General features: G+C 68.3%; 12 protein-coding genes. 8 read left to right on the top strand and 4 right to left on the bottom strand.

The genetic code is table 11. From position 1 onward, the window contains the following. Nucleotides 1-211 precede the first annotated feature (211 nt). The 4 genes from LUU90_RS15725 to LUU90_RS15740 all read left to right on the top strand — a co-directional run bounded on the left by LUU90_RS15725 (nt 212) and on the right by LUU90_RS15740 (nt 4,013). Nucleotides 212-802, top strand: a complete 591-nt coding sequence (locus LUU90_RS15725; RefSeq protein ID WP_275004464.1) for a hypothetical protein — start codon at nt 212-214, stop codon at nt 800-802. A gap of 119 nt (nt 803-921) precedes the next feature. Continuing rightward, nucleotides 922-2,325 (top strand): FAD-dependent oxidoreductase, encoded by a 1,404-nt coding sequence (locus tag LUU90_RS15730; RefSeq protein WP_275004465.1) that lies wholly within the window; start codon nt 922-924, stop codon nt 2,323-2,325. 140 nt (nt 2,326-2,465) lie between these two features. Continuing rightward, on the top strand, nt 2,466-3,401 hold the full coding sequence (gene htpX, locus LUU90_RS15735) for a zinc metalloprotease HtpX (RefSeq protein ID WP_275004466.1): 936 nt from the start codon (nt 2,466-2,468) through the stop codon (nt 3,399-3,401). Nucleotides 3,402-3,518: 117 nt separating this feature from the next. Beyond that, on the top strand, nt 3,519-4,013 hold the full coding sequence (locus tag LUU90_RS15740) for a YajQ family cyclic di-GMP-binding protein (protein WP_274993099.1): 495 nt from the start codon (nt 3,519-3,521) through the stop codon (nt 4,011-4,013). A 117-nt stretch (nt 4,014-4,130) separates the two neighbouring features. On the opposite strand, the gene LUU90_RS15745 is transcribed toward LUU90_RS15740, so the two are convergent. Further along, nucleotides 4,131-4,514: a tyrosine-type recombinase/integrase gene (locus tag LUU90_RS15745; RefSeq protein WP_275004468.1), complete on the bottom strand. Its 384-nt coding sequence runs from the start codon at nt 4,512-4,514 to the stop codon at nt 4,131-4,133. A 440-nt stretch (nt 4,515-4,954) separates the two neighbouring features. Here LUU90_RS15745 and LUU90_RS15750 point away from each other — a divergent pair, with 440 nt between their 5' ends. Further along, the gene (locus LUU90_RS15750) at nt 4,955-6,295 is read left to right on the top strand and encodes a DUF1254 domain-containing protein (RefSeq protein WP_275004469.1); all 1,341 of its coding nucleotides are present in this window, start codon (nt 4,955-4,957) and stop codon (nt 6,293-6,295) included. 478 nt (nt 6,296-6,773) lie between these two features. On the opposite strand, the gene LUU90_RS15755 is transcribed toward LUU90_RS15750, so the two are convergent. Both LUU90_RS15755 and LUU90_RS15760 read right to left on the bottom strand, forming a co-directional pair. After that, complete coding sequence (locus LUU90_RS15755) at nt 6,774-7,688, bottom strand: MerR family DNA-binding transcriptional regulator (protein ID WP_275004471.1); 915 nt, start codon at nt 7,686-7,688, stop codon at nt 6,774-6,776. 139 nt (nt 7,689-7,827) lie between these two features. Continuing rightward, nucleotides 7,828-8,727, bottom strand: coding sequence for a MerR family transcriptional regulator (locus LUU90_RS15760; protein ID WP_275004472.1), 900 nt, complete (start codon nt 8,725-8,727; stop codon nt 7,828-7,830). A 117-nt stretch (nt 8,728-8,844) separates the two neighbouring features. Here LUU90_RS15760 and LUU90_RS15765 point away from each other — a divergent pair, with 117 nt between their 5' ends. Next, a complete protein-coding gene (locus tag LUU90_RS15765; protein ID WP_275004474.1) occupies nt 8,845-9,570 on the top strand; it encodes an AAA family ATPase in 726 nt (241 codons plus the stop codon). A gap of 47 nt (nt 9,571-9,617) precedes the next feature. Here the strand turns inward: LUU90_RS15765 and LUU90_RS15770 are convergent, their stop codons facing one another. Then, nucleotides 9,618-11,123 carry an MFS transporter gene (locus LUU90_RS15770; protein WP_275004475.1) on the bottom strand — a complete coding sequence of 502 codons (1,506 nt, stop codon included), beginning with the start codon at nt 11,121-11,123 and terminating at the stop codon, nt 9,618-9,620. A 99-nt stretch (nt 11,124-11,222) separates the two neighbouring features. Here LUU90_RS15770 and LUU90_RS15775 point away from each other — a divergent pair, with 99 nt between their 5' ends. Continuing rightward, entirely contained in the window at nt 11,223-11,843 is a 621-nt protein-coding gene (locus LUU90_RS15775) for a TetR/AcrR family transcriptional regulator (RefSeq protein WP_275004476.1), read from the top strand. A 5-nt stretch (nt 11,844-11,848) separates the two neighbouring features. Next, nucleotides 11,849-12,592, top strand: a complete 744-nt coding sequence (locus LUU90_RS15780) for a sulfite exporter TauE/SafE family protein (protein WP_275004478.1) — start codon at nt 11,849-11,851, stop codon at nt 12,590-12,592. Nucleotides 12,593-12,618: the final 26 nt, after the last annotated feature.

Below are 12,618 nucleotides of genomic sequence, written 5' to 3' on the forward strand. Positions count from 1 at the left end.
AGGAGTTCACGACGGGCGCGAAGCAGGCCATCGAGGGTATCGAGGGTATGGCCTCGTTCCTGGAGCAGGCTGCTACGACGCTGCAGGACGCCGACTCGCAGCTCGCCTCGGGCATCTGAGACACCTGCACTCGATCTGTGCGGAAGGGCGGCTCCAGGCATCGGTCTGGAGCCGCCCTTCTGATGTCCGACCCGTCGCCCTCGGAGGCCTCATGAATGCGAACACCCGCAAGAAGATCTGGATCGGTGCTCTCGTCGTCTTCGCTCTGGCCGCGGCGTTGCGGCTCTTCCTCACCATCCAGCGCGACGGTCTGGGCGACGCCACCCTGTGGATCGCGCTCGCCGTCGTCCTGGTGATCTGCGGTATCACGGTGGCCGTGATGATCGGCCGGTCGAGCCGTGTGGCCTCCCACGCTCGGCAGGGACGGCCCGACGCCGTCGTCATTCCCGCCTACTCGACGGCGGAGGCGGCCGACGAGGCCGGCTCGTTCGCCCACGCCCCGCCCGGCCTGATGGGCATGGGCGGTAGCCCCATGGCTCTGGTCGTCACCGCCGGCCAGGTCGAGGTCTGGGCCGGACGCCGCAGCACCGCGCCCAGCTGGACCGTGCAGCGTCCGGCGGACGCGGGGGTGGTGCAGGCTGTCTACGGGTCCCGGACGATCGACGCCCTGAGGGTGTCCGACGGCCGCACGTCGGCCACCGTCGTTCCGGCGTACAACGCTCTGCGCGCCATGGGCGGCAGCGGCAAGGAGGACCTGCGGCGCGCTATCACGGAGATCAGCGCCGGCCAGCCCAGTCAGTGACGATCCCGGGCGGACGGCGTGAAACATGAGACGCCCGGTGAGGTGATCCTTACCCTGTCGGTAGAATCAGGACCGGCCTTCGCTTCCCCTCCTGACCTCGACCCGGAAGGCGCCCCTTCGTGAGCACCACCCGACCCCTGCGCGTCGCCGTCGTCGGCGCCGGCCCTGCCGGCATCTACGCGAGCGACATCCTGTCCAAGACCGACCTCGACGTGAGCATCGACCTGTTCGAGCGCCTTCCCGCGCCGTTCGGTCTGGTGCGGTACGGCGTGGCCCCGGACCACCCGCGCATCAAGCAGATCATCGTCGCGCTCCACAAGGTGCTGAGCCGCGGAGACATCCGTCTGCTCGCGAACGTGGACTACGGCGTGGACGTGAAGCTCGAAGACCTGCGCCAGTTCTACGACGCCGTCATCTTCTCCACCGGCTCCATCAAGGATGCCGAGCTGGACATCCCGGGTATCGACCTGGACGGCTCCTACGGTGCCGCCGACTTCGTGTCCTGGTACGACGGCCACCCGGACGTGCCGCGCACCTGGCCGCTGGAGGCGGAGCAGGTCGCCGTGATCGGCGCCGGCAACGTCGCCCTCGACGTGGCCCGGATCCTGGCCAAGCACGCGGACGACCTGCTCCCCACCGAGGTCCCGGCCAACGTGTACGAGATCCTGAAGACCTCCCCGGTCACCGACGTGCACGTGTTCGCGCGCCGTGGCCCGGCTCAGGTCAAGTTCTCGCCGCTGGAGCTGCGCGAGCTGGGCCACGTGCCCGACGTCGACATCGTCGTGTACCCGGAGGACTTCGACTTCGACGAGGGCTCCGAGTCCGCCATCAACTCGTCGAACCAGACCAAGCAGGTCGTGAAGACCCTGGTGGACTGGACGCTGAAGGACCCGGCGCAGAACACGGCGTCCCGCCGTCTGCACCTGCACTTCCTGCACGCCCCCGCCGAGGTGCTCGGCGAGAACGGCAAGGTCGTCGGGTTCCGTACCGAGCGCACCGCGCTGCAGGGCGACGGCACGGTCAAGGGCACCGGCGAGTTCGTCGACTGGCCCGTCCAGGCGGTCTACCGCGCCGTCGGCTACTTCGGCTCGTCGCTGCCGGAGATCCCCTACGACGACGTCAAGGGTGTCATCACCAACCGCGAGGGCCGGGTCGTCGACATCGACGGCAACCAGGTCCCCGGCGTCTACGCGACCGGCTGGATCAAGCGTGGCCCGGTGGGCCTCATCGGCCACACCAAGTCCGACGCCTCGGAGACGGTGCGGCACCTCGTCGAGGACGTCACCGGTGTGGCCGACGGCGAGGCGCCCGGCGACCTGGACGGCGGCCGGACCGCTCCGCAGGGCGAGCCGGAGGCCGTCACCGAGTTCCTCGCCGGCAAGGGCGTGGAGTACGTCGAGTGGGCCGGCTGGGAGCTCCTGGACGCGCACGAGCGCGCGCTCGGCGAGGCCCAGGGCCGCGAGCGTGTGAAGGTCGTGCCGCGCGACGAGATGATCACGATCAGCAGGACCCTTTCGAAGTAGGGCCGGGCCGAGATAGAACTGGGGCGGAGCGTACCGATCGGTCGCTCCGCCCCACTTCTGTCTCGCCACAGCCCTCCTTGGACGGCATTGTGGGAACCGCCGCCCGGTGCGGCGCGTTCGGCTGGGAGGAAAGGAGTGCGATGCACAGGCACTACAACGGGCTGAAGACCGCCGCGCTGTTCGGTGGGATGTGGGCCGTGATCCTCGGGCTCTGGGCGCTCTTCGCGCGCGGCTCCAGCGGCATGCTGTGGATCTTCGTGCTCATCGGGCTGGGCACGACGGCGTACAGCTACTGGAACTCCGACAAGCTGGCGATCCGCGCGATGCGCGCGTATCCCGTCACCGAGCTGCAGGCACCGGAGATGCACCGCATCGTGCGGGAGCTGTCGACGGCGGCGCGTCAGCCGATGCCCCGGCTGTACATATCGCCCACCAAGGCGCCCAACGCGTTCGCCACGGGTCGTAACCCGAAGAACGCCGCGGTGTGCTGCACGGAGGGGATCCTGCAGCTGCTGAACGAGCGCGAGCTGCGTGGCGTGCTGGGGCACGAGCTCATGCACGTCTACAACCGCGACATCCTCACGGCGTCGGTCGCGTCCGCCCTGGCCGGCCTCATCACGGCGCTGGCGCAGTTCCTGCTGTTCTTCGGTGGCGGTGACCGCCGGGAGGGGGGCAACCCGCTCGCCGCTCTCGCCATGGCGCTGCTCGCGCCGATCGCGGCGATGCTCATCCAGATGGCGATCTCCCGCACGCGGGAGTACGACGCCGACGAGGACGGTGCTCGGCTCACCGGCGACCCGCTGGCGCTGGCCTCCGCGCTGGCCAAGCTGGAGCAGGGCACGCAGCGCGCGCCGCTGCCGCAGGACCGTGAGCTCACCAACGTGTCCCACGTGATGATCGCGAACCCGTTCCGCGGCGCCGGGATCGGCCGTCTGTTCGCGACGCACCCGCCGATGCCGGACCGTATCCGCCGCCTCGAGGCCATGGCCGGCGGCCCGTCCGGCGGCTACGGCACGGGCGGGATCGGCGGGCCGACGTCGGGTCCGGACTGGGGCACCCCACCCGGGATGCTCTGAAACCATCCGTTCGCCGCCGCGGAATGCGTTCGTCGCCTTCCGTGGCTGCGGATACGGTTGTCCAGATTCCCACCGGACGTGCAGGGGCGCCCGGGTATGACATAGAAGGAGCACCACATGGCCGACTCGTCGTTCGACATCGTCAGCAAGGTCGACCGCCAGGAGGTCGACAACGCGCTGAACCAGGCAGCCAAGGAGATCTCGCAGCGGTACGACTTCAAGAACGTCGGCGCCTCGATCGAGTGGAGCGGCGAGAGCATCGCGATCGCCGCCAACTCGTCGGAGCGCGTGCTCGCCGCCCTCGACGTCTTCGAGACCAAGCTGGTCAAGCGCGGCATCTCCCTCAAGTCGATCGACGTCGGCGAGCGGGAGCCCAAGCCGTCCGGCAAGGAGTACCGCCTGGCCGCGACGCTCAAGGAGGGTCTTGCGGGGGAGTCCGCGAAGAAGGTCACCAAGATCATCCGCGAAGAGGGCCCCAAGGGCGTGAAGACGCAGATCACCGGTGACGAGGTGCGCGTGACCAGCAAGTCCCGCGACCAGCTGCAGGAGGTCATGGCGCTGCTGAAGGGCTCGGACCTGGACTTCGCGCTGCAGTTCACGAACTACCGCTGAACATGCAGGCCAGCAGACTGTTCTGGGCTGCCAGTCCGCACACAGTCCGCAGGAGCAGACGTTGAGCATGGACTGACGGGTGGTCGCCGGGATGCCGGTGGCCGCCCGTTTGGTCTGTCAGGAGGACTTCGCGGCCTCGGTCGCGGGCTGTGCGGACAGCACGGTTCGCATGAGCGACGTGGCCGCTGCCCGGGTCTTGTCCTCTGCGCTCGGCCACAGATGGCCGTAGGCGCTGAGCGTGGTGGTCGGGCTGGAATGGTCCAGAGCCCGCTGGACGGTGACGACGTCGTAGTTGTCGGCGATCAGGCCCGACGCGAAGAAGTGCCGCAGGTCGTGGAGCGTGTAGGCGTCCAGTCCCACCTGACGGTGGCTCGTTCGCCACGCCCGTGACGCGCTGTTGCGGTTCCAGAGTCCGCGCTCGTCTCCGTTGGGGTTCCAGAAGATCCACTGCTCGTCACCACGCGGAGCGAACTTCTCGATATGGCTGAAGCAGACGGCCACGATGTCTACGGCCTCCTACCTCGGGTCGCAGCCACCAGGAGCCTGCACGGCGCTGACGACATCGCTGCCGTCCTGCACGAAAGAGTTACGCGCGCAGCAATGCGCACGTCCACCGGACGGAGCCGGGTCGCGGGGTGGTTCCACAAGCCCGGCGGCAGTTCGCACGGGACGTTATGAAGCTCTCGACCGACGTGCCGAACTCATCGAATGGCACGCTCACGCGCGCGCCATGCAGGCCCTACCTGACCCCTGATTGGTGATCCAACCAACTCAAGCAGTTTGTGCTCTTCGCACGAGACCCACCGTCGCCACGATCTTTCTCTGGTTCCGCGATTCACCGGACGTGCTCTAGGAGTCGTTCCTGCGGTCGCGCGGTCACCACGTGAAGACCGTACTGTGAGTGGTGTTTCGTTGCCAACGAGGGCCCGGAGGTTGACGACGTGCGACCCGATCTGAACGCCTTGGCGATTGACGTATATCAGTACGCATACCCATTGGTGACGATGGAACTCACCCGCAGGCAGATGACAAACGTGCCGGATGCACACAGCGTGTCGATGCGGGCGCCGGTCAATCAGTTCGCCCACGCACGTGCCTTTCCCCGGGCTGAGTCCCGGGAAGTGGTCCGCTTCAACTTCGACACGCTGTATTCGATGGCATGGCTGGACCTGCGTCACGAGCCCGTCGTGCTCAGCCTGCCCGAGACCGACCGATACTGCCTCGTCCCGATCTACGACATGTGGACCGACATCTTCGCCGTGCCCGGCACCCGCACGACCGGCGGACGTGCACGCGACTTCGCGCTCGTTTGCCCCGACTGGGCGGGCGAGCTTCCCGATGACGTCGAGCTGATCCGATCACCGACCCCGGTCGCATGGATCATCGGCCGCACCCAGACCAACGGTCCCGATGACTACCAGAACGTGCACCGTATCCAGGACGGCTACCGACTCACCCCCTTGAGCGCCTGGGGTCAGGAGTATGTGCCGCCGAGCGAGGAGCCGACCGCACAGGACATCGACGATACGACCCCACCGTTCGACCAGGTCAACGCGATGAGTGGGGTTGAGTTCTTCACCCGGCTGGCCGACCTGCTCAAGATCCACCCGCCGCACCCGAACGACTACCCGATCGTGCACCGGATGCAGGCACTCGGCCTCCGAGCAGGCCAGGACTTCGCAGTGGAAGCGCTAGACGCTGACGTCATCGAGGCGATCAACGCTGCGCCTCAGGTTGCACATAACGACATCCGTCGGACGCTTCTCGACGGCAGTCTCGGCACGATCAGGAACGGCTGGAGCTGGGGCCAGAATCTCGGCACGTACGGCACGTCTTACCGGCTCCGTGCACTGGTCACGTTCGGAGGCCTCGGAGCAAACCTTCCCGAGGACGCGATCTATCCCAATGCGTTCGCCGACGCCAACGGGGAGCCATTTTCCGGCACCCACGACTACGTGCTGCATTTCGACGAGGACGAGCTCCCTGCCGTGGACGCCTTCTGGTCACTGACGATGTACGACGGGGACGGCTTCCAGGTCGCCAACCCCATCGACCGTTTTGTGATCAGGGACCGCGACCAGTTCAACTACAACGCCGACGGGTCTCTCGATTTCTATCTTCAGCACACGCCTCCCAGCCCTGACAAGGAAGCGAACTGGCTACCGGCCCCGTCAGGGTCGTTCGCCCCGATGCTGCGTCTCTACTCGCCGAGAGGCGAGGTCCTACGCGGAAGCCTGAACCCGCCCCCGATCAAACGAACCGCGCCGAGCATCGACCGATAACCCTCCAGGTTTCCCGAGGGCGGCTAGTTCACGGGCAGCCGGTACTGGGCGTGCGCCGCGAACCGCCGATTCCAGATGTGGACTCGGGTAGGCGACTGCAAGACGGCGCCACTGGCCGTATGTGGCTGCGGCGAACGCCGTGATGGCGTCCCCTATCGCGCTGGCGTGCTGCATACCCCAGGTGCCGGACACGAAGTGCTCGGCCTCGACTGGCTCGTGTCCGTCACCGATAGGCCGGGGAACCAGTAGCGCGGCGTCGACCCAGGGTGGTCCGGTCCGGGACCAGGCCCAGTCGGTCAGACGAACCTGGTGCCGTGCACGAGCAGGTTGAGCCGGTGGATGTCGCCGCGGACCAGGCAGTAGCCGGACAGGGTCCGTGTGGTTGTCCGCGAGCCACTGCCATCCAGCTAGGCGCGCATACCTCTTCCGGAGTGGTGCGGTCATCGCGGCCTGAGTCGCGGGGCGTCGGGTCAGGCCCTCAGACCGCGGGTGCGGCTGGGAGTACGTCGAAGACGCTGGTCGGTTCACCGACAGCATCGAGCGGGAACCACGTCGCCGCATGGATCACCTGCCGTGCGGTGGGCAGGACGGCGGTGAGCCGGTGTCGTCGGACGTAGTCCTCGAAGGCGAGCACGTGCAGATATCCGGCGGCGGCCTCCTCGACCGGTGTCGGATCATCGGTGGCGGCGGCCGTGAACGTGATCTCGACGCGTGCTGGGAGTGTCCCTGTCGCCGGGACGACGCTCCGTCCGGTGCTGGAACGCACTCGCTCCGCGATGTGCTCGCGATCAGCCTCAGCGAGATGGACCGGACCGGGGCGGGCCAGGAGAAGCTGCCCGCCCCCGCTCCTCGTGCTCGTGTCGGGGGCCGCTGTCCAGCACACGTCGGTGGGTCCGACGCCGAGGTCGGTGAGCGCCTCGCCGAACGCCTTGCCGACGGCGGGTGTCTCGACCGCCAGACCGGTGAACGTCTCGATCCTGCCTTCGATGTCCTCGGGGACGTCGAGGTCGAGGACGACGCCGACCCAGTCGAGCGCCGGGGCCTCGGAGGCGTGGGCGGTGAAGTCCGCCGGGTCGAACGCGGTGACTCGCTCGGCGACGGCAAGATAGAAGTCCTCGAGGTGGCGTCTCATCTGGACCGTCTCGCGCCACCGGTCGAAGGGGAAGCTGGTCGCCGAGGCGAGCTCGGACAAGGGGACCTGGGCGCGTCGCAGGAGGTCGGTGGTCATCCCGTGCTGGAGCTGCGCGCGTGCGTAGCGGCGGTATCCGGTGTCCGGGTCGACCGATGCCGGCGTCAGGATGCCTCGCTCGGCATAGAGGCGGAGCGCCTTGGCGGTCAGGCCGGTCATCTCCTGGAAGTTGCCGGCGGTCAGGTCGTTCTTCTCGTTCTCCATGGGTCTCCTGCGCTGTCGGGCTATCGGTGTCCCCAGCATGGGCGTTGCCCTTTGGGCGAGGTCAAGCAACGCAACCCGGATCCACGAACTACCGCTGACCGGTGGCTGCCGGAACACCGATGGCTGTCCGCCCGGTCCGTCAGGAGGTCTCCGCGGCATCAGACATCGTCTGCGCGACCAGCTCCATGGAGCGCAGGCGGGCCGGGGAGAGGTCCAAAGGCATCTGTCTGAGGGTTTCCAACACGCTCATGGACCCTTGCTCCCTGCCAGGGCTCTTGCAGGCCGCGCCCTCATCAGCGTCAGCGGGGTGCAAGGCGTCCCAGGAGTCGATGATCGCATCGTCGCTCTCGGCCAGGCTGGACTCCTCCATGACGGCTTCCAGCGCCCTTTCGAAGGCGTACCGGTCGGCGGCCATCTGCGCCACGCGGGGGTCGTCGACAGCGACCGTGTCATCGAGGGCCTCCTCGGCGGCCTCGACACGGTCGGATTCCGCCCGCAGATCCGGGTGGGTGGCCAGGGCGATGAAACGGGCGGCCCGGATGGCCGCGCCGAGCGGGCTGAGGAGCCGCTCGCTGACCAGCAGGTCGTCCAGGTCCGCCTGGCGCAGGGAACCTTCGGGCAGGTTCTTGAGGCGGCTGGTGACGAAGTCGGAGAGCAGGCCCATCCTGCTGCCTTCGGTGCGCATGCGCTGCACGGCAGCCCGCTGTCGCCGCAGCTCTGCTTCCTGGGCGACGAGGGTCTCCTCCAGCCGTTCCAGGATGCCCGCGATGCCGCGGTCGCCGTCGACATCGGCAGAAGGCGTGTCGGCGAAGGCGCCACGGATGTCGTCCAGGGCGATCCCGGCGTCGGCCATCTTGCGGATCCACAGCAGTCGGATGATGTCGTCGTAGCCGTAGCGGCGACGGTCGTCGCTGCCCCGTTCGGGCTCGGGGAGCAGGCCGATCTCGTGGTAGTGACGGATCGTCCGCGGTGTGACGCCGACGAAGGCCGCCGCGTCACCGATCTTGACCTGGCGCGGCGGGATGAAGGTCGAATCCATGAGCAGGGCCTTCCTCAGTGGGGCGGGACGTGAGTCCACAGGACCACATGCCGCTACGGAAGGTGCAACTCCAGACGCTCCGCCCGGACGACGAGGTCGTGTCGTTAGCCTGAGGCGGTGCTGATCGAGCGAGTGAGCGTCAAGCCGGCCCATGTCGACGAGGGCGCCTGGCCGTGGACGATTCCGGCCGTCGCTGACCTCGCCGCGCACGGTATGCGGTTGACCAGCAGCATCGTGATCCTGGTGGGTGCGAACGGGTCCGGTAAGTCCACCGTGCTGGAGGCCATCGCCGAGACGTACGGGATCGACGTACGCGGCGGGCACGGTGGTCGCAAGTACGCCAGCGGCATGGAGAAGAGTCCCTTGGGTGAGGCGATCATCCTGGACAGGACCATCGCAGGGACGCGCATGACCCGCCAGAGCGCGAAGGGTTTCTACCTGCGTGCGGAGACCGCGTTCGGGATGCTTGCGTTCATGACCGAGGCCGGAGTCACCGGCTACGGTGACCGGTTGTCCACGGAGGTCAGCCATGGCGAGTCGTACCTCCAGGCGATCGCCGGCAGGTTCAGCGGTCCCGGCCTCTACCTCCTGGACGAGGCCGAGGGGCCGCTGTCGTTCGAGTCCACGCTGCAGCTGCTGTACCGGTTGCAGGACCTGGTGACCGACCACGCGGCGCAGGTCATCTACGCGACCCACTCACCCTTGGTGGCAGCTCTGCCCGGTGCCCAGATCCTGGAGATGACGGAGCACGGGATCGCGGAGCGCACGTGGTCCGAGCTGGAATCGGTCAACCTGTGGAAAAGGTTCCTCGGACGACCGGACACCTTCTTCGACGTGATGTAGGGCGATGGGCCAGGGCCGCTGCGTGGTAGGTCGAGTCCAAGTCGGCATCAGGGGACAAGTAGAGGGTCGGCGGTGCGCTCGGTCTGTACCTGTGCCGGGGGCGTGGTCGCGAGCGACAACCCGTCACCGCGGCGGCGGAACAGCAGCGCCGACAGCACCGCGCCCAGGGCGAAGAACCCGGCGCCCCACCAGTACGTGGTCGAGTAGCTGGTGATCGCTGCCTGCACGCCGACCGCCTCGGTCACCGGCGCGTGGGCAGCGAGGTAGTCGGCAGCGGCCGTGGCGGCAAGGGTGTTGAGCAGCGCGGTGCCGATCGAGCCGCCGACCTGCTGGCTCGTGTTCACCATCGCCGACGCGACGCCTGCGAACTGCCGGTCGACACCGAGCGTGGCGGTCTGCATCGACGCGGGCATGATCGTGCCCATCGCGAAGCCGACGATCATCAGCGGCGGCAGCACGTTCGCGGCGTAGGAGCTCGAGGCGTCCAGGAACGTCAGGAAGAACATGCCGGTCGCGCCGAGCGTCATGCCGATCGGCACCATGAGCTTGGGCCCGAACCTGGGCACGAACAGGTTGGTGCCGAGCTGGGCGGCGAGCACCAGCATCCCGATCATGGGCAGGAACGACAGACCCGTCTGGATCGGTGAGTACCCGAGCGTGAGCTGCAGGTAGTAGGTGACGAAGAGGAAGATGCCGAACATCCCCGCACCCGCGATCAGCACCGAGAGGTAGGCGGCGCCGCGGTTGCGGTCGAGGACTATCGAGAGCGGCAGCAACGGGTGGGCCGCTCGTGCCTGCCAGGCGACGAACGCGGTGAGCAGCACGACGGCGCTCGCGAGCATGCCCCAGGTCAGGGGCGTCTCCCAGCCGCCGGTCTCGGCGTTCGAGAAGCCGTAGACGAGGCCGAAGAGCGCGCCCGACACGAGCAGCGTGCCCGGCACGTCCAGGCTCGGCCGCGGACCGGTGCGGGTGATCCGCGGGATGAAGACGAAGGCGCCGACGAGGGCGAACGCGGCGATGAAGACGTTGATGTAGAGGTTCCAGCGCCAGTCGAGAGTCTCCGTCAGGACACCACCGAGCAGCAGCCCGACGGCGCCACCCGCGCCGGCTATCGCGCCGAACACGCCGAACGCGCGGGCGCGCTCCTTCGGGACGGTGAAGGTGGTGGTCAGCACGGCGAGCGCGGTGGGGGCCAGCAGGGCGCCGAACACGCCCTGCAGCGCACGTGCGGCGACGAGCAGCTCGAACGAGCCGGCCGCGCCGCCCAGGGCCGAGGCGATCGCGAAGCCGATGAGGCCGATGACGAACGTCCGCTTCCGGCCGACGAGGTCGGAAAGGCGTCCGCCGAGGAGGAGCAGGCTGGCGAAGGCGAGCGAGTAGGCGGTGATGACCCACTGGCGCTGACCGTCCGAGAAGCCGAGGTCGGCCTGGGCGGACGGGAGCGCGATGTTCACGACAGTCGCATCGAGCACGACCATGAGCTGTGCGAGCCCGACCACGACGAGCGTGATCCAGCGCCGACCGTCGGTGGCGAGTGTTGAGGTATCGGACATACGCGCCACCATATACGGTACTGCGGAGTTCCGGATATGGCTGGTTCAATAATTAACCCAACGGTAAGGTCGAGTCGGACAGGAAGGAGGGCGGCTGCGATGGCGCAGATCGAGCACGCCACGGTGAAGCCCCGGCTCGGGCGCAAACGGGACCACACTCGCGACCCCGAGATCCTGGACGTCGCGCTCGACGTCCTGGCGGAGACCGGCTACGACGGGATGACGGTCGAGATGGTCGCGACGCGCGCCAAGGCAGGCAAGGCGACGCTCTACCGCCGGTGGCCGTCCAAGTCCGACCTGGTGCTCGACGCCGTCGCCTGCATGAAGGGCAGGGACCTCGACGTCGACAGCCTGCCCGACACGGGAACGCTGCGCGGGGACCTGGTCGCGATGATCAAGCCGCCGAGCATCCGCGACAGTGAGCGGAAGCTCAAGGTGATGGCCGGGATCGTGTCCATGATCGCCCGCAACCCCGAGATGGCCGCCGCCGCGCAAGAGGCGCTGGTCGAGCCGCGAGCCGCCGTCAACCGCATCTTCTTCCGGCGCGCGATCGACCGGGGCGAGATCCCGTCGGACGTCGACGTCGAGAAGCTCTGCATGATCGGCCCGGCGCTGGTCGCGTACCGGGTGCTCCTGCTGCGCAAGCCGGTCGACCGGGAGTTCCTGCTCTCGAACATCGACGAGGTCATCCTGCCCGCCGTCGGGCTGCGTGCCGCCTGAGCGCCGTGGACCTGGACGGCGGGATCCTCCTCGGCGCCCTCTTCGCGCTGATCTTCGTCAGCGCCATCCTGCAGTCGCTGTCGGGTTTCGGGTTCGCGCTGCTGAGCGCCCCGCTGCTCGCCGCGACCATCGGCGGGGCCGAGGCGGTCTCGACGATCATCATCACCGGCACCGTCTGCGATGTGGCGATCCTGGCGATGCGGCGCAGCGTGCCGCGGCCGGTCGGCCGGGAGGTCTGGGCGCTCGCCGGCTGGTCCGTGCCGGGCATGCTGGTCGGCGCCTGGCTGCTGGCCTGGTTGCCGGCGTCCGGCCTCCAGATCTTCGTCGCCTGCGTGGTGATCGGCGCGGTGGTGCTGCGGCTGCGCTCGCGGGAGCGTGGTGTCGTCGTCCGGCCCGTGTGGGCCGTGCCGGCCGGTCTTCTCTCGGGTGCGCTGAGCACCTCGACCTCCCTCGGTGGTCCGCCCAGCGTCTACTACCTGGTCCACCGTGACCTGGCGCCGCACGCGATGCGGGACACCCTCGTCACCGTCTCGCTCGTGCGCCTGCCGCTGAGTGTCGCGTCACTGGTGATCGCGGGAACGTGGCAGACGTACGAGTACTGGCTGCCGCTCGTCGGCGCGGCGCTGCTGGGGCAGCTGGTGGGCGCCCGGGCGTTCCACGCGTTCGGCAGCTCGCGGTACGAGCGCGTGGTCCTCTGCCTGCTCGTCGTGTCGGCCCTCGTGTCGGTGGCGGCGCTGCTGATGGGCTGACGCGGTCCTGGTCGGACCGCTCGTCC

Origin of the sequence: Promicromonospora iranensis, assembly GCF_028994775.1 — a bacterium.
Classification (GTDB): Bacteria; Actinomycetota; Actinomycetes; order Actinomycetales; family Cellulomonadaceae; genus Promicromonospora; species Promicromonospora iranensis_A.